The following is a 23,431-nucleotide window of genomic DNA, read 5'->3' as shown; positions in this document are numbered from 1 at the left end:
ACGGGCCGTGGCCTCTGCAATCCAGCCGGGAGTTCTTGCGCACCTCCTGCGGATTGAGAGTTGAGGTGACAGTCCTGAAAACGAGCAATGGTGCGAAGGGATGCCCCTCATTTCGCGTCATGAAAGATAATTCCTGCGGTATGCCGAATGCCGGAGCGGACGCGGCTCACGCCGTGCCTCATGTTCACACGGTAGGTCCCCTTCGTTCCCTGAACCGGACGGCTGTGAACGGCAAAGGCAACCGCATCGCCTTGACGCAGGCTCACGACCTCAACGCGGCTCTGCATGCGGGGGCGTTGTTCGGTCATGCAGAACTCACCGCCTGTGAAATCCTTGTCTGGTTCCGACAGCAAAATCGCGACCTGGATCGGAAAAACAAGCTCGCCATAAAGGTCCTGGTGAAGGCAGTTGAAGTCGCCGGGACTGTACTGCAGCAAAAGTGGCGTCGGCCGGTTCTGGCCCGCCCCATGGCAGAGTACCAGATAGTCAGCGTGGGTATCGGGATATCGCTGGTCGAACCCCATTGTCGCGTTCCACCTGTTGGCGAGACCAGCGAAACGCGGATAAAGCGCGGTCCGCAATCCACCGAGAAGATCCGGCAGCGGATAATTGAAATAACGGTACTCCCCCTTGCCGAACCCGTGCCGCGCCATGACGACATGGCTTCTGAAATGGGTCTCATCGGAATAGAGAGACGAGAGGGCACGACACTCCTCGGGCGACAAAAGTCCTGGCAGCGCGGCACAGCCATGACCGTTCAATTCTTCGCTGACAGCGGTCCAATCATAGCCGGCGACCCGCGCTTCAACGGAGGTCTTGGTGACGCCCGAACGTTCCGGGACGGTGGAGGTGGTCTTCATGCCAGCTTCTCCCGCTCGATCAGATCGCGCTTACGGTCGACACCCCATGCATAGCCCGAAAGTGAACCGTCATTGCGCACCACACGGTGGCAGGGAATGGCCACCGCGAGGTTGTTTGCGGCACAGGCCCGTGCGACGGCGCGGGTTGCTTTTGGTGCCTTGATGCGCCGGGCAACTTCCGCGTAGGAGACCGTTTCGCCGGCAGGGATTTCCTGAAGGGCTTGCCATACCCTTTGCTGAAAAACGGTGCCGCGGACATCAAGAGGAAGATCCAGGCCGATCCTCGGACACTCGACGAACCCGACCACCCGTGCGACCAGCACTTCATAGTCGTGGTCCGCACCAACCAGTCTTGCCTTCGGGAACCGATCCTGCAGGTCCCTGACCAATTCGCCCGGATCATGTCCAAGGAGAATCGAAACAACGCCTTTCCTGCTGGATGCGACCAGGATTGCACCAAGAGACGTCTGGCCGACCGCGAATCTGATTTCCTCATCCGCCCCGCCGGCGCGATATTGCGACGGTGTCATGCCCAGCATTCCAGTGGACTTTTCGTAAAAGCGTCCGCTGGAGTTGAAGCCTGCGTCGTAGATGGCCTCGGTCACCGTAATTCCGGAACCAAGTCCGTCGCGAACCTTGTTGGCCCGGTGGGCCGAGGCATAGTCCTTCGGTGTAAGGCCTGTCGCCGCCTTGAATATACGGTGAAAGTAGCTCGGGCTGCGACCTACGGAGCGCGCGAGGTCGTCCAGCGACGGCTCTTCCTCGCTTTGTTCAATGAGGCGGCAAGCCCTGGCAACGACAGCGGCATTCTCGGCGCCGGGAGGCAGGCCCTCCGGCTTGCATCGTTTACATGCCCTGAAACCGGTTGCCCGCGCGCTTTCAAGCGTTTTGTGGAGCTGCACGTTCTTCGGATTGGCCAGGCGCGACGGGCACGAAGGGCGACAGTAAACCCCGGTCGTTGAAACGGAATACCAGAACTGGCCGTCTGCGGTCTTGTCGCGGGCAGCGATGCGTGCCCACCGGGGATCCTCGGCAACGGGCAGCTTTATCTCATTGGTGTGTACGGCTTCCATTGGTGCGTCTTCCCGGACTTGTTGTCTTCAACTTCGCTGATCCTGCCACCGGCATTACGGCCGCGCACTCCGGTCCTTACCTTCAAATCAGACCCCTCTGCGACCCGGTTCCCGAGCCACGGGCGAATTCGAATATCAAGGCAGAGAACGGAGTGGGCGCAGCATTCGGTCTTTCTAAATTGGCGCTATCAACGCCAATTCAGGAGCCCCCATGTCAGCATCCGTCCAACATGCTTTGCCTTCAGGAGCCGCCAGCTTCGAACGCCGTCACGTTGCCGGTACTGATGGTCAGGCTTCTGAAGATCCTGTCCCGGCGCCCGCTCTTACGCGGGCCGGCCTTGCCTCTGGCCATGCCGCTTCGCTCGCAGCAGAAGACGACCCAGGCATCCGTCTCATGTCCGAGACAGAGCGAGCAGCGTCGCTGGAGGCCTTCATGGCACACCGGCCTGCAGGTGACGTCTGGGTATTTGCCTATGGGTCTCTCATCTGGAACCCGGCCATGAACGTGGTGGAGCGCAGATACGCACGCGTCGAAGGCTGGCACCGGGCCTTCTGCCTTTCAATGACAGCGGGCCGAGGGACAAAAGCGCAACCGGGTCTGGCGTTGGGGCTTGATCGCGGGAGGGCATGTACCGGGTTGGCCTATCGCCTCAACGAAGACCAAATCAGCACGGAGCTTCCGCTTCTGTGGAGCCGCGAGATGCTGTTTGGCGGATACATTCCGCAATGGGTGGGGATCCAGGATAAAGGGGGAGGAACCTTCGGAGCGGCAATCGCCTTCACGATCGACAGGCAGCACCGGCACTATGCCGGCGCTTTGCCGCGAGCAGCCATCGTTCGGCACCTGGCGACTGCGACCGGCAGTTGGGGCTCGGCGGCAAACTATCTGTTCCGCACAGTCAATGCCCTGCGCCAACATGGCATCCACGATGCCGATCTGGAGACTGTTGCCGCGCATGTGGCGGCAACACTTCTGACCCCTTGAGTTGGGCGACCGGTCTCTTGAATTTCGACCACATTGTCATTTCGCTGCGGAGACCTTTTTGGGTGTGGCCCCATAAATCTTGCCACAAGGCGGCCGACCGCCTTGTGGCAAAGTCGTGTGCTTATGTCAGCCGAATGGACATGCCGCCATCGACAATCGTCGGGCTTCCCGTCATGAAGCTCGCCCGATCAGACAGCAGGAAGAGCGCCGCCTGGGCGATCTCCCTCGCGTCAGCCATACGCTTCATGGGATGCAGTCCGGCAATGAACGCCATGACGTCGGGATTGCCTTCCCCACCGGCCGGCGTAATCGTGCCACCGGGCATCAGGGCATGGGCGCGAATACCTTCTGCGGCATGGTCGGCAGCAAGTGATTGCACAAGCCCGTTAAGACCGGCTTTGGAGGCTGCATAAGCGCCCATGCCAGGCATGCCTGCGTTGCTGAACCCAACGAATGACGATGTGAAGACGATCGATCCACCACCGGTTTTCTTCATGGCCGGTATCTGCACCTTTGCAGCTAGAAAAGCCGCGGTCAGGTTGACCGTGAGGACTTCTTTCCAGTTGCCAATCTCCATGTCCGGGATCGGCTCCATCGCGCCGACGATGCCCGCATTGTTGAAGGCACCATCCAGCCGGCCAAACTCCTTCAGGGCAAGGTCGACGAGCGCGTCAGCATAGCCCTCGTCCTTGACGTCACCGTCCAGGAACACGGCAGTGCCGTTGGCCTTAAGAATTTTGGAAGCAACAGCCTCAAGCTCCTCGGAACGCCGCGCACCGAGCACGACATTCGCTCCTTCGGCAGCAAACAATGCCGCTGCAGCAGCGCCGATCCCACTGCTTGCCCCGGTGATGATGATCGACTTGTTTTCGAGTTCCATGACGTTTTCTCCTGTCTGTCATTGGCCCCGGCCTGAGCCAGGGTCCGCGTGACAGGTGTCATGATCGAGCCGAACCGAACTATCCGTTTCTTGTCTTGAAATCCATAAGCGGCATTTGACAACTATGGCCAGGCCAAGGGGGCACCAGCTCACGCCACCTTCAAACATCGTTGGCGCGCTCAAGGAGGCCAACGTCCTCTATCGATCAATGTGCGAGTGGACTTTAGGGGTGACGACAGGCAGCTTCAGAGGTGACCGTACGTTTACTGACCGTAACCGGATGCACTCGAGGCTTCCCCGTATGTCGAACCTGTCCCGCAACAGATTTTCATTACATAGGTATTTCCCATAGTCACAAAACTGTCGCTCGGGATGGCACCTTCCTTTTTCAACCCCTTGGTGAAATAGAGAGCTTCTTCCTTGTCGAATGGCTTAGCAATCGTCACCGCATACCATCCATTGGTCGCAAGGTAGACCGCCAAAGGAAGATCTCTGGCCATAGCGTAGCCAACCGCTTCATCGATGTTGTCGAAACTTTTGACCTGGATGAGTCTAAGCTCGCCAGGTGTGGCATCGAATTGATCCACTCGTATCCATGTATGATGCATATACCCGGTTACGCCTGCAACATTCACACGATACCAGCGGTCTTCCTCACCAGTGATTTGTACAGCTACGCCATTTGTAAAGCGACGCAGGCTATGAGATTTCCCGTCAGGTGCCGCCTTCATTAAAACTGAACCCTTGGGGTGCCGGACACGTCCAGAACGAGCAACGGGAATGGTAACCCTGCTCGGCTCAACTTGCTTCGGATTTGTCGATACGGAAGGTCGTGATGCGACATACGGCTTTGTTTCGCTTGATGGCTTGGAGATTGCGGCCGTGTCCGTGGCACCCTCAGACAAGGTAACTCCAAAGTTAGCCATCTCCTGCCCAGAGAGATATCTAATGTCATTCGCTTCAGTCTTGAATGCGAGCTGCAAGAGTGCGGGGTTCACTCCCATCTCCACCATGTACCCAATAATGTCCGCAGTGACGTCCTGAACAGCAGAAACAGCCTCCTCCTTGTTGAAAGGAGTTGTTGGCGAGAACGAAGACTTGTGCACGCCGATGGAGCCCGGTTCAGCATATCGTGATCGGCCACCCATAAATGCCAGGGCGCAAGCGGAAGCGCATTCCAGCTGGCGGAGTTGGATCGTGGCTAACCCGTGTGATCTGATGATCCGACCAAGTTCCATCGCCTTGAAAATGTTCCCGCCGTCACTGTCAAAGCCGATCACGTTGGGATTGAAAGAACGAATGACTTTCTCGAATTCGGACAGGTCATCACTGGGTGTGAAGGTACCCTCGACAACAACAAACCTCAGACCATCGTCCCCCTCCCCCGAATTGTAGCTAAGTTCGGCTTTTCCCACAGAAGGAAGGATGGTGACCAAAAAGATCATGAGGATTCGGATGATCATGGGTAATCACACACTCAGGTACAATTCATTGACACCGCAATTCAGTGTATTCGAGCGACTTAAGGTATTGCAACCAGACTTCACGCCATATGGTTGATCTGCTCAGCCCAAATTTCAGTGTTTTGAGGTAAGTCTGTTTCCAAGTTAAGGTTACAGACTATGAAGCGATCCAGATTGTGCGAAGAAAGATCATTGGTATTTTGAAGGAATATCAGGCAGCCACTGCGGGTTCGCCGGCCTTTGATTGCCTGTAGGTGCGCATTCTGCAGTGCAGTAGCAGCATTCTTGGAGCACCATACTGCAGCGCTCAGCCAAAGCAATGGCAGCAAGAATGTCTCGCGTTCCAAAAAATAAATCTTAGAGTTTAAGAAGAGGGGGATGGTACAGACGAGTGGATTCGAACCACCGACCTTCGGAGCCACAATCCGACGCTCTAACCAACTGAGCTACGTCTGCTTAAAGGCGTGAGGTGACGCGGACCATACTGACCCGTGCCGCCATTTGCAAGGGCGTCTTCTAAACTCGTTTTTTCCAACCCGCAAGCGGGAATTTGCGGAAATTTTCGAGCTGTTGAAAAGCAAATGCCCGGAGCGATGCTCCGGGCATATCAACTGCTTGCCGAGGGTCTCGGCATGGCCTGGGCAATCCGCACTCGTGTGAGTGCGGCCGCCCGATAAGCCGATTAGTTGAGCTTCATGTCCTTGAAGGACTTCTCGAACGCTTCCTTGACCGGAGCGGAAACGTCGGTGCCGAGCTTGGTAGCCAGCTCCTGCATTTCCTTGGACTGGGCGCTCAGAGCGTCAAACTGCTGGCGAGCAAACGTGGACTGCAGCTCGATAGCTTCAGCCAGGCTCTTTGCAGACATGATGTCCTTGACGAAAGTGAAAGCAGCGTCGGTGTTGGCTTTTGCAGCATCAACAGCCTTGTGGTTGAATTCGACAACACCCTGACGGGACGTTTCGAAGGTGTCTTCCATCAGGTCAGTCGCGTCTTCAGCAGCGTTTTTCACTTTTGCATAAGCTTCGCGGGCGTTCTCGATGCCTTTTTCCGTGGCTTCACGGAACATGGCAGGAACTTCCATTTTCGGCATGGCAAAGGCTTCAAAGTCCGGGAAAGCTACACCAGGAGCAGCGGTTTTCGCTTTGGTGGTGCGGGCTTTCGGGGCCGTTTTTGCCGGGCCAGTGGTTGTGGTGTCAGTCATGATCTCATCTCCTTGAGTCCGGATGCGATCATTGGTGTCATTTCTTTCCGCCGATACGTTTGCCGGCGGACCCTGTCGTCATCCGCATCCCTTACATAGTGCATGTCGTGCTGCATTGCAACATTTTTTGCACTGCACAATTAAATTACCGTCGGGGATCTCTCGTGTTTCCGCTGTTCCGTTCTGCAACAAACCTGTCGGAAAGAACGCGTGGCATGCCAAGTCATTGGCCTGACAAGAGAAGATGAAATCGGGTGAATGCACCTGATGAAAAATACAACCAAAACTGGAGAAGTTCAATGAAACACTTTTGACGCCTTGCGCGGGGTTGTGCCGCCCTGCGCAAGGAAAAAAGCCGGGGGGCTTATTTTTTCTGGGTCGCCTTGGCGGCGTCCTGAACGGCCTTGGTCGCCGAGTTGGAAAACTCGCGCGCCTGTTCGCCGAGGGATTCCATCTGCCTGCGCAGATAGTCCTGCTGCAGCTTCATCATGTCCTCGACATTTTCTGCCTTGACCAGTTCCTGTGCGAATTTGAAGGCCGCGTCGACATGCTCTTCAGCATAGGACAGTGCCTTCTTGTTTACATCCGCGGCTCCGGCCTGAACTGCATTCGCGCTATCTTCCACATTGCTGACAGCCTTGTGGGTCGCGCCCATGAAGTCGTCGAAGGCCTTGCGGGCCTGGTCGACACTCTTTTCCGCGAAATCGCGCATCTGGTCGGGAATTTCAAAACCGGGTTTGTCTGTACTCATGTCGGCACTCCTCAGGTCGACGAAAGATGTCAGGCGGGTATCCTGAAATCCTTCCATGCCAAAAATTCGTAACACGGCGATGGCATTCCGGCAAACTTGTCCAGTTGGATTAACCACGCCTTCATGTAACCCCTTTAGCAACCTTGCTTTACGTGGACTGAGTTGGAGATTGCTTGTATTAACGGAGTGTTTACCACTTTAGGCAAACCCGGCCGCCACGCACCCGTCAACCGGTATTGCGGACCAGTTTGGAGCAGAGCCATGGACGAACAGACCCTATCATTCCTGGAACTGACCGCCATGGATGATCTGGTTCAGCTTGTCGACGACAAAAGGGCAGCCTGGCTCTGGTCGGCGGACGGCGCCCGCATTCTTTGGGCGAATGCTGCCGGTGCGGCTTTCTTTTCCGCGCAGACCGTTTCCGATCTGGCCAGCCTGACGTCGCTCGAGCGCTCGCCGGCCCGTCCGCATATCGCGCGCATTGCCGAATCCGGTCTCACCGACAAATTCAGCATCGACAGGCTCCGCTTTTACCGCGGCCTGCGCGTCATGCTGCTGACCTGCCAGTGCATGCGCATCGAGCTGGAAACTGGCGATGCCGCCGCCCTGATCGTATGCGGCGACAAGGGGCTTTCGATGACGAAGGACCCGCTACCGGCATTTGCACATTTGCTGCGCGGCAGCGATGCCACCGTGTTCGTGACGAATGCCGGTTCGGTGGAGAGCCGTGTCGGCGAGCTCGGCGGAACGCCGGAAGACCTCGACATACCGGACGGCCAGACGGCGCTGTTCGGACCGCTGGAGCTGGAAGGTGCCTTTCACGAAGGCGTCGTGCTGAAGCTGACTGACCGTCAGAAGCTGGTGGTGCTCGAAAACCAGCCTCTGGCAGACGGCGAAACGGACGCCGGGGACAGCGCTTCCGAAAGCACGCCCGCGCAAGAGACATCCGCGACTGGGGCCGGGCTTCTCGCCGCCGGTGCCGCCACTGGTGTTGCGGCAGAGACAACTTCCTCCGACGAGGACAGGGCGACCGAAACCGCCATGGACGATGCCGGCTGGGTGCGAGCCGATGAAGACGAGCTTGAAACCTCCGAGGACGTAGCTCAAACGCCGACCGCGGAGGCGCCAGCCGAAGATGAGCCCTTTGAGGAAGATCTCGACAGCCAGACCGATGACGAGCAATCGATTGCCGCCAGCCCTGTCATGTCTGACGAGCTCTCTTCGATGGATCCCGGCGAGGTCGACCTCGACGCCTCTATTCTAGAGACGCCTGACGAAATTGAAGAGGGCAGCGCAGAGACGGCTGAAGACATTGCCGCGGATGCTGACGGCGAGGACGCCGGCTCCGAAAGGTCTGAGCCCGAAGCTGCTGCTGTTGAAGAAGCAACCGCCGAAGACACAGCCGGGGATACGGATACGGACCAAAACGATGACTTCGTCTTCCAGCCGCGGCGCAGGCCTGTGCGTTTTGCCTGGAAGATGGATATCGACCAGCGCTTCACGTTTCTGTCCGACGAATTTGCCGAAGTTCTCGGCCCGTCGTCGACAGACATCGTCGGCCTGACCTGGCAGGAGGTAGCTGAGGCATTCGACCTCGACCCGCGCGGACACATTGCGCGGGCGCTCGACCGGCGCGATACCTGGAGCGGCAAGACCATAGACTGGCCTGTCTCGGGCGCAGCCCTGCGCGTGCCCGTCGATATGGCTGCCCTGCCCGCCTTTGACCGGAACAGGAAGTTCGAAGGCTATCGGGGCTTCGGCGTGTGCCGGACCGCCGACGCGGTGCCGGAGCGCGGCGACCTGCCCACCGGACCGGTGCTCGCCGTTGTCGGGGCAGGTGAGACAGTCTCTCAGGAGACCGAGGCCGGAGCCGACCAGCTTTCGGAGGAAGACATCGCGCGCAGCGCTGACACGCAGCCGGACGCTGTCGCCGGTGCAGAAGCCAGTGCCCCCACCGCAGTGGCGGACATGGACGATGACCGTGCCGCCGACGGCGATGACAACAAGGCCGAAGTCGCACGGGACGATGATGACGCCGTCTCTGAAACAGCCGACAAAAGCACGGAGACGCCCAGCCGCGACGTTGAAGCGCTGGACGCAGCACAGCAACAGGCAACGGCTGACGCAGCAGCGAAGCTTGCGGAGTTGAAACCGGCAAAACCGGACTCTTTTGCGGGCAAGACATTTCTGGGTGCAAGCGCAGCGGCTCTGGTCGGGTCGCTGGCGAAGTTTACCGGCAAGACCCCGCAGCGCCCTGCCGAACCGCCTGCAAAGCCAGATCAGCCTGCAAAGGCAGACACCGCAGCTCGTGAGGCTGACAAAGCGGCTGATGATGCCCGTCCGGAAGCTGACCAGGATTTCGACGATCTGCCGGGTGCGGCGCTCGACAGCAAGTTCAAGGCCCTGGAATCGGGCCTGCAAGACGCTCCGGAAAGCGTGGTTTCACCGGAAGAAAGCGCCGTTGCGGAGGCGACCGAAGAGGCGTCTGTCTCCAGCGATGATGAACCTGCTGAAGAGACCGGTGATGCATCCGGCTTCGACGCTCACACTGAAGATGCAGGAACGTTGAGCGAAGAAACTGGCGACGACGAGACGGAAGACACGCTGGAAGCGGCAGCCGAAGACCTCGACCCTGACGCAGGCGATCCTGGCGCAGACGATCCTGAAGTCGACACCAGCGACGCCGCGACAGAGGCTGCCGCGTCTGACCAGGACGATGCTGATCTGACGGACGAGAGCGATGAGGCAAGCGACGAACCGACCGTTGAAGAGACCGGCACTGCCGTGGTTAAGCCCAAACCTTCAGCCGTCGAGCCGACCGGCATTTCCGGACCCGCGGCGCTGAAGCCGGCCGAAATCGAAAGCGCGGTCAAGTCGCTGGCCAAGGCCTACAAGGAAGCTGCCAAGAAGCCGCGTGACCTCTTTGAGGAAGACGACGACATGCCGACCATAGCGGTGGAAGCCGACGATACTGACGACCGGCTTACCGAGGCGGACGAAGTCCTTCAAACGGGGAAAGAAGATACCTCGACACGGGACGAGGATCCGTTCGAGCCAGAACCCGCTTTTGAAGACACGCATTTCGATCTCGTCGAGGAAGAAGACCGTGAGATCGAAGCTGTGGCCGCATCGCTCGAAACGGATGATGCCGCCGACGAGCGCGAGTTCTTTGAGGAAACCGCTGCCTTCGAAAGCGAAGACAAGGCCGCCGAAGTGGCGGACGAACCGAAGAAGACCGGACAGGTCATCCCGCTTGCGACTGTCAAGCCGCGTCTCGTTCCGGTGGATACCTCTGGCCTTTCCCGGCCCGAGCGGCAAGCTTTCCGCAAGATTGCCGAAGCACTCGGAGCACGGCTTGAGGGCGATCTTGAAGATTTCGACGCCCCCGATCCGGAAGAGCCGGTCGACGACCTGCCGCCGGAGGTTCCGGAAGCCGGGCCGATCGACCCCAGTCTGCTGGACCGCTTGCCCATCGGCATCGCCATCGCCCACGATCGCGAGGTTCTCTACGCCAACAAGGCGCTGTTGAGGATGCTTGGTTACAGATCGATTGCCGCCCTGTCCGAAGCAGGCGGTCTTGAGGCGCTGTTCATCGATGACGCGGAAGAGTTGCCGGATGAAGGCATGGACGGCGAGGTCGACGAGACCATGAAGATGCGCCTGTCCGACGGCGGTGTTCTGAATGTCGATGCGCATATGCATTCGGTGCCATGGAACGGCAGCCGGGGGCTGATGATTTCGATCACCGAACGCAAGGTAAAACCGGCACCTGCGGCTGCGGCTCCATCCTCGCCGAACTTCTTTGCGGAGGTGCGCGCGGAACTCGACAGCGCACGCAACCAGATCGCCGAGATGGACACCATCCTGGAAACGGCTACCGATGGTGTTCTGGTGCTCGATCAGAACGGCACCATCTTGAAGGTGAACGGTTCGGCGGAAGCCCTGTTCAGCGCCAACCGGTCCGACATGATCGGAGCGCCGCTGACCGAATTCCTGGCGCCGGAAAGCCACCGCGCCGCCGCCGACTATCTGGATGGGCTGTCGCGTAACGGCGTAGCCTCCATCCTCAACGATGGCCGCGAAGTGCTGGGCAAGGTTCCGACCGGCGGGCTCATCCCGCTGTTCATGACCATCGGCCGGATCAGCGGCACCAAGGACGATGTCAAATACTGCGCGGTGCTGCGAGACATCACCCAGTGGAAGACGGCTGAAGAGGAACTGACCCAGGCCAAGCGCCAGGCGGAAAACGCAAGTTCGCAGAAGTCCGATTTCCTGGCCAAGATCAGCCATGAGATCCGCACGCCTCTGAACGCCATCATCGGCTTTTCGGAAGTGATGATGGAAGAACGCTTCGGCCCGATCGGAAACGACCGCTACAAGGACTACCTCAAGGACATTCGCACATCCGGCTCGCACATCATGAGCCTGATCAACGATCTTCTGGACCTTTCCAAGATCGAGGCGGGCAAGCTGGATCTGAAGTTCTCCGCAGTCTCGACCAACGACGTCATCAACGAGTGCGTTGCCCTGATGCAGCCGCAGGCCAACCGGGAGCGGGTGATCATCCGCGCAAGCCTTCCGGAATCCGTGCCTGATGTCGTGGCCGACCCGCGCTCGCTGCGCCAGATCGTGCTGAACCTTCTGTCCAACGCCATCAAATACAACAAGTCGGGTGGCCAGGTGATCCTGTCGACCGCGCTGGAGAGCAACGGCGAGGTTGCGCTGCGTGTCCGCGACACCGGCACCGGCATGACATCAAAGCAACTGGCCGCCGCCCTTGAACCGTTCCGGCAACTTCATACATCCAGCCGCGGAGGCGGTACCGGGCTTGGCCTGCCGCTGACAAAGGCGCTGGTCGAGGCCAACCGGGCCAGCTTCCACATCGATTCCACGCCTGACCAGGGCACGCTGGTGGAAATCATCTTCCCGACGCAGCGGGTGCTTTCGGAATAATGCCGGGCCCCGTCAGGAGCGGTTCTTGATTGAAGTCGACAGCAATATCTGGATCCTGGAAGGGGGCAATGTCTCCTTCTACGGCCTCGCTTATCCAACCCGCTGTGTGATCGTCCGCTTGCCGTCCGGCAGGCTTTGGGTCTGGTCGCCCATCGCCCTGACGCCGGAGATCCGCCGAAAGATCGATGACCTGGGCACCCCGGCACATCTCGTCAGCCCCAACAAGATCCATCACCTGTTTCTGCAGGACTGGAAGGCTGCCTGGCCGGAGGCAAAGCTCTGGGGACCTCAAAGCACGATTTCCAAACGCTCCGATCTTGTCTTCGAAGCCGCGCTGGACGAGACCGTGCCTGACGCCTTTGAAGGCGCCTTCGACATGGTCCGCTTTTCCGGCTCGCCCGTGATGGACGAAGTCGTGTTCCTGCACAGGCCATCCAGAACGGTCATCCTGGCCGATCTCAGCGAACATTTTTCGCAAGGGTTCCTGGAGCGGTTCTGGAAGCCCTGGCAGCGCTGGATCGCCGGCCTCTGGGGCATTGTCGAAGGCAAGGGGTATGCGCCCCTGGAATGGCGGTTGAGCTTTTTCGACCGCCGGAAGGCCCGTGCCTGCCGGGACAGGATCCTGGCATGGGCGCCGGAAAAGGTGATCATGGCCCATGGCGTCTGGCAGCAAAGCAACGGCACAGCCTTCCTGCGGCAGGCATTTACCTGGGTGTGACAGTTTTTCACGCCACCGGTAACGCGTTCGTGATCAGCCACAGAGACGGGCTTTGCCAGCTCTGCACCCATAAAGTAGAGTCTTAAACTCCTGTATTCTCACCGGTTTTCGGGAAAATAGTGGAATGCAATCCTCCAGTTAGTTTTGAATAATTCTAAAGTATTGATTTTGCTTGATTTATTGACTTCGGACCACTCCGACGACATATTCCCGGCAAGCGTCGGACCCAAAATCCGGCCAACAAGAACCTTTTCACCGGGAGAGTTACATGAACTCCACTTTCCGTATCCTGGCAGGCGCCGCCCTGCTGTCTTCGGCAACCCTTTCTGCCGTACCCGCATTTGCCGACGGGGAAGTGAACATCTACTCCTACCGCCAGCCTTACCTGATCGAGCCGCTGCTGGACGCCTTCACCAAGGAAACCGGCATCAAGACCAACGTGGTCTTTGCCGCTGAAGGCCTGGGCGAGCGCATTGCAGCGGAAGGCGCCAACTCACCTGCCGACGTTCTCCTGACCGTCGACATCGGCCGCCTGGACGGCGCCAAACAGCTCGGCATTTCGCAGCCGGTTGAATCCGACATCGTCAACGCCAACGTACCGGCCGAATTTCGCGATCCGGAAGGCCACTGGATCGGCCTGACCAACCGCGCCCGCGTGATCTACGCCTCCAAGGAGCGGGTCGAGCAGGACAGCATCACCTATGAGGAACTTGCCGATCCGAAGTGGAAGGGCCGCCTGTGCACCCGTTCCGGACAGCATGTCTACACCGTCGGGCTGGTCGCCTCGATGGTCGCCCATCATGGCCCGGAAGAAACCGAAAAGTGGCTTGAAGGCGTTCGCGACAACCTTGCCCGCAAACCGGCCGGCAACGACCGCGCCCAGGTGAAGGCAATCTTCGCCGGTGAATGCGACATCGCGCTTGGCAACACCTATTACATGGGTCTGATGCAGACCAACGATAAGGAGCCGGAACAGCAGACCTGGGCCGAGAGCGTGCGCATCCTGTTCCCGAACACCGACGACCGCGGCAGCCACGTGAACATTGCAGGCGTCATCCTGGCGAAAAACGCTCCGCACAAGGACAATGCGGTCAAGCTGATCGAATTCCTGTCCTCCGGTGAAGCCCAGGAAATCTACGCCGAGACCAACCATGAATATCCGGTCAAGCCAGGTGTTGCGGTTTCCGAACGCGTTGCAAGCTGGGGCGACTTCAAGAAGGACACCCTGCCGCTGGCCGACATTGCCAAGAACCGCAAGACGGCAAGCGAGCTGATCGACAAGGTCGGCTTCGACGACGGCCCGGCCTCCTGAGCCTAGATCGACAAGAAAGACTGGCGCCGCATTTTGCGGCGCTTTTCTGTTGAGAGCAAGGAAGGCGGACTTTCAAACTATTATGGGGCCCGTCATTGCCGGACTTGATCCGGCAATGCATGCCGTTCCCTGTCGACAAAATTCAGAGGTGACGTCGATCCGATCCTCAACGGCATGGATGCCATGGTCGAGCCATGGCATGACGAAAAGAAAACCACCGCAAAAATTCAGGTCACGCCTCGGGATCTCTTGGCTTTTGCATTTTCCAGCAATTGCCTATAGAGCTTCCTGCGAACCATTCTCAAAGAAATGACAGGCCTTGCTGCGCACGCCCTCCCTCACTGTTGCTGACCGTTTCTGGCAAATTGCATCGCTGGCGATTGCCGCGCTGGTGCTGTTGCCGATGGCTGCGATTGTCTGGATTGCAGTGACGCCCACGGGCGAGGTCTGGGGCCATCTTCTGACGACGGTTCTGCCCGGCTCCCTGCAAACCACGGTCCTGCTGATGCTGGGCGTCGGGCTGACCACGGGCATTACCGGCGTGGCCACCGCCTGGCTGGTAACGATGTGCAATTTCCCGGGAAGGAAGGTTCTCGACTGGGCCCTTCTCGTACCTCTGGCCGTGCCGACCTACATTGTCGCCTTCGCCTATGTCGAAGTGCTCGATTATACCGGACCGGTGCAGAGCCTGATCCGCACACTCTTCGGCTTCAAGACTTCCAGAGACTACTGGTTTCCCGAGATCCGCTCGCTCGGCGGCGCCATCTTCGTCATGGGCGCGGTGCTCTACCCTTACGTCTATCTGATAACCCGGGCGAGCTTCCTGATCCAGTCCGCTTCGACGCTGGATGTCTCGCGCACGCTTGGTGCTTCACCTTACGGGCTTTTCTTCCGCGTCGCCCTGCCCCTGGCACGGCCCGCCATCGTCATCGGCATATCGCTTGCCTTGATGGAATGCCTCAACGATATCGGCGCTGTGACGTTCTTCGGCGTAAAGACGCTGACCTTTTCCGTCTATGACACCTGGCTGCACCGCTCCAGCCTTGGCGGCGCCGCCCAGCTTGCGCTGGCCATGCTGGTGATGGTGTTCCTCCTGCTCTGGCTGGAACGGTTCGGCCGGCGGAAACAGCGCTTCGACAGTGGCGGCGGTTCCAAGCACCGCCCGCCAACGCGGTTCGAACTGGGCCGTTGGCAGGCTGCACTGGCGCTGCTGTTGTGCCTGACACCTGTCTTTGTCGGCTTCGTTGTGCCCGGCCTGTTGCTTGCAGACCTTGCCAGCCGGCGGCTGGAGAGCTTCTGGGACGGCCGATTTCTGGATGCAATCTGGAACAGCCTTAGCCTTGCCGCCATTGCGGCATTGATCACCGTACTCATTTCCGTTGCCCTGGCCTATGCCCTGCGCCTCAATCCCAGGGGCCCGCTGAAAGTCGCCGTCCGGCTCGCCTCCATCGGCTACGCCATTCCGGGCACCGTTCTGGCCATCGGCATTCTTGTGCCGCTGGCAGGCTTCGACAATTTTCTCGACGCCCGCATGGAAGCCTGGTTCGGCATCAGTACCGGTCTTCTGTTGCTGGGCAGCGGCACCGGCCTGGTTTTTGCCTATGTGGTCCGCTTCCTTGCCGTCTCCTATGGCCAGGTGGAAGGCGGCTTCGGCCGGATCACGCCGCATCTCGACATGGCCGCGCGCACGCTCGGCCGCAACAGCGGACAAACCCTGACACAGATCCACCTGCCTATCCTGAAGCCGGTGCTGCTCTCCGCGGCCCTGCTCAGCTTCGTCGATTGCATGAAAGAACTGCCGGCAACGGTGCTCCTGCGCCCGTTCAACTTCGAAACCCTGGCAACGACAGTGTTCGAGGCGGCCTCGCGCGAGGCGTTCGGCGAGGCCGCCTTGCCCTCGCTAGCGATCGTCCTGGTCGGTCTGATCCCGGTGATCTACCTTGCCCGCTCCAGCGCGTCATCATTCCGGACGCAAACCTCCAGACGGCAGGTAGAGCCGGTCGTCTGAACCCGACCAGCCATGCCGTGTCGCGCCCCACTTCAAGCCCCACTTCGCGCCTTGACAGCCTCCGGGCGAACCGCGTCAATGGCAACATAGTTCAGATATTTACCGGGACGATTCCTCAATGGAAAAGAAACACCAGATAAACCTTTGGTACGCCTTCATCGCCATGATGCTGGTGCTGATGTTCCAAAGCTGGTGGACCACCTACAAGACTGTCGAGCAGATTCCCTACAGCCAGTTCGAGCAGTATCTCAAGGATGGAAAGATCGAGGAGATCGCCATCAGGGAGAATTTTATCGAAGGCAAGTTCAAGGCGGAGCTCAAGGACGGAAAGCAGTATTTCATCACCACCCGGGTCGAGGTGCCTCTCGCCGACGAGCTCAGCAAATATGACGTGAAATACACCGGTGTCGTCCAGAACACCTTCATTCGCGACATCCTCTCCTGGGTGCTGCCGGTGCTGCTTCTGTTCGGTCTGTGGATGTTCTTCATCCGCCGTTTTGCCGAGAAACAGGGCTTCGGCGGCATGATGACGGTGGGCAAGTCCAAGGCGAAGGTGTTCGTCGAAAAGGACGTGAAGGTCAGTTTTCAAAATGTCGCCGGCGTCGACGAAGCCAAACGGGAGCTGAAGGAAATCGTCGACTTTCTGAAGGAGCCGGCCTCCTATGGCCGCCTCGGGGCGCATGTGCCCAAGGGCATCCTTCTGGTCGGCCCTCCGGGCACAGGCAAGACGCTGCTCGCCCGGGCGGTTGCCGGTGAGGCCGGTGTACCGTTCTTTTCGATTTCCGGTTCCGAATTCGTGGAAATGTTCGTCGGTGTCGGCGCGGCGCGTGTGCGCGACCTGTTCGAGCAGGCCCGCAAGGCCGCCCCCGCCATCATCTTCATCGACGAGCTGGACGCTCTCGGCCGGGCACGCGCGGCTGGCCCCATGGGCAGCAACGACGAGAAGGAACAGACCCTCAACCAGCTCCTGACCGAACTCGACGGCTTCGATCCGTCCAGCGGCATCATTCTTCTGGCGGCGACCAACCGACCCGAGATCCTGGACCCTGCCCTCCTGCGTGCCGGGCGTTTCGACCGGCAGGTGCTGGTAGACCGGCCGGACAAGATCGGCCGGCGTGCGATCCTCGACGTTCATGTGAAGAAGATCAAACTGGCCGCCGATATCGATCTCGACCAGGTGGCACAGCTCACTGCAGGCTTCTCGGGCGCCGATCTTGCGACGCTGGTCAATGAGGCCGCCCTCCTGGCAACACGGCGGCAGGCCGATGCCGTCACCCTTCTGGACTTCAACGAGGCGGTGGAGCGGGTGATTGCGGGACTGGAAAAACGCAGCCGGATCCTGTCCGACAAGGAACGCAAGACCGTCGCCTTCCACGAAATGGGCCATGCCCTGGTGGCCGCCAATCTGGACGGCTGCGACCCGGTGCACAAGATCTCGATCATCCCGCGCGGCATAGGCGCGCTCGGCTACACGATGCAGCGGCCGACCGAAGACCGTTTCCTCCTGTCATCAAAGGATCTGGAAAACCGAATGGCTGTCCTGATGGGCGGCCGGGCGGCGGAGGAGATTGTGTTCAACGAAATCTCCACGGGTGCTTCGGACGACCTGCAGAAGGTGACCGAAGTTGCCCGCGACATGGTCATGCGCTACGGGATGGATACCGATCTCGGCAATCGTGCCTATTCCACCCAGCGTCAGAACTTTCTCGGGCAACCCGCCGGAGACATTGCCGAGGTTTCCGAAGAGACGCAGCGGGAAATCGATCTTGCTATCAAGCAACGGGTGGAAGCCGCACTGCAGCGCGCCAAGGACCTCTTGAACAGCCATCGCAGTGAGCTTGACGAAGGGGCCACGATGCTGCTCGCAAAGGAAACCTTGACCGACAAGGACTTTCCCGCAATCCGCCCGATTGGCGAACGGCGGAAAAGCGAAGCGGCGGAATAAGCTGCGGGGCTCTGCCGCTTGCAGCGTCAGGCGGCGAAAGTGTTGCCATTTTCCGGCCGCGTCCCGGCGGCCGGGTTGCGTTGCCAACCCTCGCGCTGGAAAGCTTTCGACCAGGCTTCGAAATGCTCCGCTGTCATCGGCCGGGCAAACAGGAAGCCTTGCGCGGTCGTGCAGCCGTTCTCGGCCAGGAAAAGATACTGCTCTTCCGTTTCAACACCTTCGGCGACGACTTCATAGTGGAGGCTTTTGGCCATTGCCAGAATGGTCTGGACGATTGAGCGGCTGTGATGGTCCGCGGCAAGGCCGCTGATGAAACTGCGGTCGATCTTGAAGGTATTGAACGGCAGACGCTGAAGATGCGCCAGACTGGAATAGCCGGTGCCGAAATCATCGATGGCAAAGGTGATGCCTGCCTCCAGAAGAGGCTTGGCCGCCTCCGAAACCCGATCAGGATCTCTCATGGCAACGGTCTCCGTCACTTCGAGCTGCAGCAGGCTGGCCGGAAACCCCGTGACCTCCAGAACGTCAAGCACGCGCGCCGTAAACCCCGGCTTTTCGAGTTGCCGAATGGAAACGTTGACCGCCAGGGGAAGGCGCTGGCCATGATCGAGCCAGACCCGCCCCTGACGGCACGCCTGCTCCAGAACCCTGTCGCCCAACCGGGTGATCAGGTCGCTTTCCTCGGCGACATCGATAAAACAGCCCGGCGTCAGCAGGCCGCGTTCGGGATGATCCCAGCGGGCAAGCACTTCGGCACCGGCCACCTTCAGCGTGGCACAATCGATCTTGGGCTGGAAGGCGATGGTGATCTCATCCGCCAGAAGAGCCCGCTTCAGTTCCGCTTCCAGGCGAATGCGTTCGTGAGACCGCGAGTCACGTTCGATTTCGTTGAAGAAACACGCCCGGTTGCCGCCGGTCCGCTTGGCCGCATACATGGCAATGTCCGCGTTCTTCAGGATGGCCGTATAATCCTCACCGTCATCGGGATAGGTCGAAACTCCGATGCTGGCGCCGACGGCCATGGTCAGGCCGTTGATTTCCAGAGGTTGCTCCACACATTGCACCAGCTCATCGGCAAGCGTGTAGACATTGGCCATCGGCTTTTCCGCGGGAATGACGATGGCGAATTCGTCGCCGCCAAGCCTGGCAACAAGCGGCGGGAAAGCGGGCGGTGCCTCACCGGCCCTGTCCGCGCTGTTCAACAGGCGTCGCAGCCGCGACGCCACTTCCTTCAACAACGCGTCGCCATGGTCGTGGCCGTAACTGTCATTGACCCGTTTGAACCGGTCGAGATCGATGAAGAGGACGGACATGCGCACAGGCGTGCCGTCAGCGGTCTGCATGTTTGAATTGAAGTGCAGCCGGAAGCTCTCCCGGTTCGGCAGGCGCGTTACAGGGTCCAGATAGGCCAGTTCGTGAATGCGGGCCATGTTGCTGCGGATGGTCCCGACCATGTCGCGATAGGCGCGGGCCAGAACGCCGATTTCGTCGGTCCGCTGCACCGGGAACGGCGCATCGAAATTCCCGGCACTGACCGTGTGGGCAGTCTGGGTCAGGGCCTTGATCGGCCGGACGAAGTTCTCCGCAAAGTGAAACGTCACCGGAACGCAGAATATCAGGAGGACGAGTGTGATGAAGATGTTCCGGCTCCAGATGGCGAACAGCATGCCATTGGCCTGAAGCCGCTTCACCGACACCAGCGCAGCGCCAAGAACCGGGCTGCCGTCCGTCTCACGCACTGGCAAGGCGATTTCGATCCTGTCGCCTGTCTGGCGGATCTGGTCGAGACCGGTTTCCAAGGACAGTTTGATCAGCGGGTGCAGGTCCTGTTCGTCGAAGTAACTGGTGTCCGGATCGCTGTCGATGGTGACTGCGCGAGCGGGATCGTGCACCTGCGCCAGCTCGACAACACCGCTGCCTGCAATGCTCTCAAGTTCCTGTTCCAGGATCAGGTAGTGGTGGTTGGTCAGATGGGGCACGGCCAGACGGCTGACGGTCGCCCCGATGGCCCGCGCATCGGAAACCACCCTTTGCTCCTCGTCGCGCAGATCCAGGTAGCTTGCCACCATGATCATCACGACCGAGAGGACCAGAAACAGCCCGGCAACCAGCAGCACGAAACGGGTGCGCAGGCTGGGAAGCCAGGTCGACAGGACTTTGATCAGCTTTGAGACAGCCCCATGCGTTCCAGGCACGCCTAACACCCCTTGCGATTACCTGAAAACCATACAGAACAAGTCTTGAAGGTGGATTGAAGAGGGTAAAGGCAGGTCTTCAAAACGTGTAAACACTGACCTGTTTCTTAGCCGGGAAATCGACTTTCCCGGCTTTTAAAGGATAACGGGCTGTCAATGCTTTGTTTACACGCATTAATCGCAATGCCATCCATTAACGAATTCGGATATTTCCTCCTCAATTCTACGAATTGGTTCCAATTCGGGACATTCTGCGCATAAGCAGCTTCAACAAAATAGTTTTTATTGAAATCAGATCGCCGGAAATGACCAGTCGGACATAAAAAAGGTGCCTGCGAGACCGCAAGCACCCTTGCTTGTAACGACACTGTCGGTTGTTTCCTGCCTTACGACAGAAGCGTTGCCTGTGTCTTTTCCTTGACCTCGTCCAGCGTCACACCGTCAGCGAGCTCAACCACCTTCAGGCCGCCCTCGACGACGTCGAAGACACCGAAATTGGTGATGATCCGGTCAACGCATTTCACGCCGGTGAGCGGCAGCGAGCATTCTTTCAGAAGCTTGGGATCGCCGGCTTTCGAGGTGTGATCCATGATCACGACCACGCGCTTGACGCCGGCGACGAGATCCATCGCGCCGCCCATGCCCTTGACCATCTTGCCCGGGATCATCCAGTTGGCGAGATCGCCCTCTTCGGACACTTCCATTGCGCCCAGGATCGACAGGTCGATGTGGCCGCCGCGGATCATGCCGAAGCTGTCGGCAGACGAGAAATAGCTGGTCTGCGGCAGTTCGGTGATGGTCTGCTTGCCGGCGTTGATGAGGTCTGCGTCAACCTCGTCGTCGGTCGGGAACGGGCCCATGCCCAGCATGCCGTTTTCCGACTGGAGGGTCACGTGGACACCTTCCGGAATGTAATTGGATACAAGCGTCGGAATGCCGATACCCAGGTTCACATAGAAGCCGTCTTCCAGTTCCTGCGCGGCACGCTTTGCCATGTCATCACGAGTCCATGCCATGATGTTATCTCCCTCAGGCTGCGCGCGTGGTGCGCTTTTCGATGAGTTTTTCGTGGCTGCCGACGATGATGCGGTCGACGAAGATGCCGGCGGTGTGGATGTTGTCCGGATCGAGTTCACCGATCTCGACAAGCTCCTCCACTTCCACCACACAGGTCTTACCGGCGGTTGCCATCATCGGATTGAAGTTGCGCGCGGTCTTGCGGTAGATCAGGTTGCCTTCCTTGTCGGCCTTCCAGGCCTTGACCAGCGACACATCGGCCACCAGGCCGGTTTCCATGATGTAGGTCTCGCCGTTGAAGTCCTTGTGCTCCTTGCCCTCGGCAATCAGCGTGCCGACACCTGTCTTGGTGTAGAAGCCCGGAATGCCTGCGCCACCGGCACGGATGCGCTCGGCCAGCGTGCCCTGCGGGTTGAACTCCAGCTCAAGTTCACCGTTCAGATACTGCTTTTCGAAAGTCGCGTTTTCACCGACGTAGGATGAAACCATCTTCTTGATCTGGCGTGTCTGCAGCAGAAGACCGAGGCCAAAGTCATCGACACCGGCATTGTTGGAAATGGCGGTGATGTCTTTGGCTCCGGAATCCCGGAGCGCCACGATCAGATTTTCCGGAATGCCGCAGAGGCCGAACCCGCCGGCCATCACCGTCATGCCGTCAAAGGTCAGCCCCTCAAGGGCGGCCTTTGCGTCCGGATAAATTTTGTTCATGTTTCACTCCCGTTTAAGACCGCTACATGCGTGAGGCGCACATTCGCCGCTTGGTTCGACCGGGTCAAGAGCTCTTTCCCGCGTTGCAGCGAAAAACATGAATGACCCGTCACTTAATCGATTTGCCCCGCAATGCCCGACGCCAAACTGCCGTTGCGGCGCGGTTTTAGGCGGTTTCCGGCAAGTTGTTTATGGTTTGTAAATTCTTAATGGCAAGAATTGAGCACCGGCTGCGGGGTGTTATCACCACTCTCCAGCACACCGGATACCTTGAGCCTACTGAGAGACACCACGCACCGTGTTCCCGTTTCTGTCGACATTCTTCAAGATCGCGGTCATCTCGCTGCTCGTCGGCGCGGGTCTTTCCTTCGTGAATATCACCGCACAGGACATTCTGGGGTCTGTCGGCATGAGCCCGCTGGAGCTGTGGATCTATCTGCTGGAGTTTCGGGACTGGGCCATTCCCAACATGATCCTCGGCGCATTCATCGTCGTGCCGATCTGGCTGGTCATCTACCTGATCCGGCCACCCCGGGCGGGATGACAGGTCCCGATCAGGCTGTCTGACTGGTTTTCTGCTGTTTCCAGCGATCAACGGTTTCCCGGAGACCCTGTTTGGCCTTCAGGGCCGTGATCGCTGCATGGCCTTTGACCGTAAGCGGCAGAAGCAAGCGACGCGTTGACTGCTCCATGGCGCCGAACCTGCTTTTGTACGCCTGCAGACCAGTGCCGAAACTGTAGATCCGAATGTTATTGTCCCGCGCCCAATAAATGGATTGAACGAGCACCACAATTCCAGGTGAAAACCGGTGCCATTGCTCCGGCCCGATTGAAATCAAGATACCGGTCGCGCATCCATTTTCCACCAACATGGCAACCACGGCGACAATGTCACCGTCGGACGTCAGCGCCAGAACCTTGAGCGGATTTCCACCTCCCGCCTGGGCCGCAAGGGCGCGATAAAAATTCTCGCGGTTGTCCTGTTTGAGGGAATTCGCGCGGCCGAGAGCTTTGAACCGCTGCGCCCTGCAGACCATCAGGGCCTCGAGAATTTGCAAGCGCTCTTCAGGGGTCGTCGCCTCGACTAACTGCACGCCTTCATTTTGAAGCTTGCGAAAGGTGCCACTTGTCTTCTTGTAAATCCCTTTCCCGGAGCTCGCTCCGGCCGCAAGCAGCGCGTCGGCATCAAGGTAGAGGGTGCAGCTTTCCGCACTCGCCTTTGGATGCAGGAAGAAAGGATTATGTGCGCTGCCAATCGAGGCGTGCAGTTTCTTGATGTCCACCACATCAGCATCGGGAATGGCGTCGATCATGGCGGCCATGACCGCCTGCACCGTTTCTTCGCCTTCGCTTGCGAGCGCC

The 23,431-nt window shown here is 59.1% G+C and carries 17 protein-coding genes and 1 tRNA gene; 7 read left to right on the top strand and 11 right to left on the bottom strand.

Going from position 1 to position 23,431, the window contains the following annotated elements; genetic code table 11:
- Positions 1 to 107: 107 nt before the first annotated feature.
- On the bottom strand, positions 108 to 860 hold the full coding sequence (locus SIAM614_RS28605) for a 2OG-Fe(II) oxygenase (protein WP_006940031.1): 753 nt from the start codon (positions 858 to 860) through the stop codon (positions 108 to 110).
- Positions 857 to 1,933 carry a bifunctional DNA-binding transcriptional regulator/O6-methylguanine-DNA methyltransferase Ada gene (gene ada, locus SIAM614_RS28600; RefSeq protein WP_006940028.1) on the bottom strand — a complete coding sequence of 359 codons (1,077 nt, stop codon included), beginning with the start codon at positions 1,931 to 1,933 and terminating at the stop codon, positions 857 to 859. The genes SIAM614_RS28605 and ada overlap by 4 nt, the downstream gene beginning before the upstream one ends.
- A 211-nt stretch (positions 1,934 to 2,144) precedes the next feature.
- On the opposite strand from ada, the gene SIAM614_RS28595 reads away from it, so the two are divergent.
- A complete protein-coding gene (locus SIAM614_RS28595) occupies positions 2,145 to 2,918 on the top strand; it encodes a gamma-glutamylcyclotransferase (protein ID WP_006940026.1) in 774 nt (257 codons plus the stop codon).
- Positions 2,919 to 3,039: 121 nt separating this feature from the next.
- Here SIAM614_RS28595 and SIAM614_RS28590 read toward each other — a convergent pair whose 3' ends face one another.
- The 5 genes from SIAM614_RS28590 to SIAM614_RS28570 form a co-directional block, all read right to left on the bottom strand.
- Entirely contained in the window at positions 3,040 to 3,798 is a 759-nt protein-coding gene (locus tag SIAM614_RS28590; RefSeq protein WP_006940024.1) for an SDR family oxidoreductase, read from the bottom strand.
- 263 nt (positions 3,799 to 4,061) lie between these two features.
- Positions 4,062 to 5,261 carry an SH3 domain-containing protein gene (locus SIAM614_RS28585; protein WP_006940022.1) on the bottom strand — a complete coding sequence of 400 codons (1,200 nt, stop codon included), beginning with the start codon at positions 5,259 to 5,261 and terminating at the stop codon, positions 4,062 to 4,064.
- 379 nt (positions 5,262 to 5,640) lie between these two features.
- Positions 5,641 to 5,717, bottom strand: a tRNA-His gene (locus SIAM614_RS28580).
- 226 nt (positions 5,718 to 5,943) lie between these two features.
- On the bottom strand, positions 5,944 to 6,462 hold the full coding sequence (locus SIAM614_RS28575; protein WP_006940020.1) for a phasin: 519 nt from the start codon (positions 6,460 to 6,462) through the stop codon (positions 5,944 to 5,946).
- A gap of 364 nt (positions 6,463 to 6,826) precedes the next feature.
- A complete protein-coding gene (locus tag SIAM614_RS28570; protein WP_040441421.1) occupies positions 6,827 to 7,213 on the bottom strand; it encodes a phasin in 387 nt (128 codons plus the stop codon).
- 261 nt (positions 7,214 to 7,474) lie between these two features.
- Here SIAM614_RS28570 and SIAM614_RS28565 point away from each other — a divergent pair, with 261 nt between their 5' ends.
- From SIAM614_RS28565 to ftsH, 5 genes are all read left to right on the top strand, one after another.
- Positions 7,475 to 12,166 (top strand): ATP-binding protein, encoded by a 4,692-nt coding sequence (locus SIAM614_RS28565; protein WP_006940016.1) that lies wholly within the window; start codon positions 7,475 to 7,477, stop codon positions 12,164 to 12,166.
- A gap of 25 nt (positions 12,167 to 12,191) precedes the next feature.
- Positions 12,192 to 12,884 (top strand): DUF4336 domain-containing protein, encoded by a 693-nt coding sequence (locus SIAM614_RS28560; RefSeq protein ID WP_006940015.1) that lies wholly within the window; start codon positions 12,192 to 12,194, stop codon positions 12,882 to 12,884.
- 268 nt (positions 12,885 to 13,152) lie between these two features.
- Positions 13,153 to 14,196, top strand: coding sequence for a Fe(3+) ABC transporter substrate-binding protein (locus SIAM614_RS28555; protein WP_006940014.1), 1,044 nt, complete (start codon positions 13,153 to 13,155; stop codon positions 14,194 to 14,196).
- Between the two features lie 319 nt (positions 14,197 to 14,515).
- On the top strand, positions 14,516 to 16,204 hold the full coding sequence (locus SIAM614_RS28550) for an ABC transporter permease (protein ID WP_006940013.1): 1,689 nt from the start codon (positions 14,516 to 14,518) through the stop codon (positions 16,202 to 16,204).
- A 118-nt stretch (positions 16,205 to 16,322) separates the two neighbouring features.
- On the top strand, positions 16,323 to 18,149 hold the full coding sequence (ftsH, locus tag SIAM614_RS28545) for an ATP-dependent zinc metalloprotease FtsH (protein WP_006940012.1): 1,827 nt from the start codon (positions 16,323 to 16,325) through the stop codon (positions 18,147 to 18,149).
- Between the two features lie 26 nt (positions 18,150 to 18,175).
- Here the strand turns inward: ftsH and SIAM614_RS28540 are convergent, their stop codons facing one another.
- The 3 genes from SIAM614_RS28540 to SIAM614_RS28530 form a co-directional block, all read right to left on the bottom strand.
- A complete protein-coding gene (locus SIAM614_RS28540; protein ID WP_006940011.1) occupies positions 18,176 to 20,344 on the bottom strand; it encodes a putative bifunctional diguanylate cyclase/phosphodiesterase in 2,169 nt (722 codons plus the stop codon).
- A 386-nt stretch (positions 20,345 to 20,730) separates the two neighbouring features.
- Positions 20,731 to 21,360, bottom strand: a complete 630-nt coding sequence (locus tag SIAM614_RS28535) for a CoA transferase subunit B (RefSeq protein WP_006940010.1) — start codon at positions 21,358 to 21,360, stop codon at positions 20,731 to 20,733.
- Between the two features lie 13 nt (positions 21,361 to 21,373).
- On the bottom strand, positions 21,374 to 22,069 hold the full coding sequence (locus SIAM614_RS28530; RefSeq protein ID WP_006940009.1) for a CoA transferase subunit A: 696 nt from the start codon (positions 22,067 to 22,069) through the stop codon (positions 21,374 to 21,376).
- Between the two features lie 298 nt (positions 22,070 to 22,367).
- On the opposite strand from SIAM614_RS28530, the gene SIAM614_RS28525 reads away from it, so the two are divergent.
- Complete coding sequence (locus SIAM614_RS28525; RefSeq protein WP_006940008.1) at positions 22,368 to 22,613, top strand: DUF6460 domain-containing protein; 246 nt, start codon at positions 22,368 to 22,370, stop codon at positions 22,611 to 22,613.
- Positions 22,614 to 22,623: 10 nt separating this feature from the next.
- Here the strand turns inward: SIAM614_RS28525 and SIAM614_RS32330 are convergent, their stop codons facing one another.
- A complete protein-coding gene (locus SIAM614_RS32330; protein ID WP_157140148.1) occupies positions 22,624 to 23,391 on the bottom strand; it encodes a GNAT family N-acetyltransferase in 768 nt (255 codons plus the stop codon).
- Between the last annotated feature and the right edge of the window lie 40 nt (positions 23,392 to 23,431).

Origin of the sequence: Roseibium aggregatum IAM 12614 (genome assembly GCF_000168975.1) — a bacterium.
Lineage (GTDB): Bacteria > Pseudomonadota > Alphaproteobacteria > Rhizobiales > Stappiaceae > Roseibium > Roseibium aggregatum.
This window is presented reverse-complemented; position numbering and strand designations above follow the sequence as displayed.

What these genes read in the sequence shown, in the direction of transcription:
- SIAM614_RS28555 (WP_006940014.1), top strand. Translation starts at nt 13,153, where the DNA reads ATGAACTCCACTTTCCGTATCCTGGCAGGCGCCGCCCTGCTGTCTTCG.
- SIAM614_RS28535 (WP_006940010.1), bottom strand. Translation starts at nt 21,360, where the DNA reads ATGGCATGGACTCGTGATGACATGGCAAAGCGTGCCGCGCAGGAACTG.
- ftsH (WP_006940012.1), top strand. Translation starts at nt 16,323, where the DNA reads ATGGAAAAGAAACACCAGATAAACCTTTGGTACGCCTTCATCGCCATG.
- SIAM614_RS28530 (WP_006940009.1), bottom strand. Translation starts at nt 22,069, where the DNA reads ATGAACAAAATTTATCCGGACGCAAAGGCCGCCCTTGAGGGGCTGACC.
- SIAM614_RS32330 (WP_157140148.1), bottom strand. Translation starts at nt 23,391, where the DNA reads ATGGCCGCCATGATCGACGCCATTCCCGATGCTGATGTGGTGGACATC.
- SIAM614_RS28585 (WP_006940022.1), bottom strand. Translation starts at nt 5,261, where the DNA reads ATGATCATCCGAATCCTCATGATCTTTTTGGTCACCATCCTTCCTTCT.
- SIAM614_RS28570 (WP_040441421.1), bottom strand. Translation starts at nt 7,213, where the DNA reads ATGAGTACAGACAAACCCGGTTTTGAAATTCCCGACCAGATGCGCGAT.
- SIAM614_RS28575 (WP_006940020.1), bottom strand. Translation starts at nt 6,462, where the DNA reads ATGACTGACACCACAACCACTGGCCCGGCAAAAACGGCCCCGAAAGCC.
- SIAM614_RS28565 (WP_006940016.1), top strand. Translation starts at nt 7,475, where the DNA reads ATGGACGAACAGACCCTATCATTCCTGGAACTGACCGCCATGGATGAT.
- SIAM614_RS28595 (WP_006940026.1), top strand. Translation starts at nt 2,145, where the DNA reads ATGTCAGCATCCGTCCAACATGCTTTGCCTTCAGGAGCCGCCAGCTTC.
- SIAM614_RS28605 (WP_006940031.1), bottom strand. Translation starts at nt 860, where the DNA reads ATGAAGACCACCTCCACCGTCCCGGAACGTTCGGGCGTCACCAAGACC.
- SIAM614_RS28590 (WP_006940024.1), bottom strand. Translation starts at nt 3,798, where the DNA reads ATGGAACTCGAAAACAAGTCGATCATCATCACCGGGGCAAGCAGTGGG.
- ada (WP_006940028.1), bottom strand. Translation starts at nt 1,933, where the DNA reads ATGGAAGCCGTACACACCAATGAGATAAAGCTGCCCGTTGCCGAGGAT.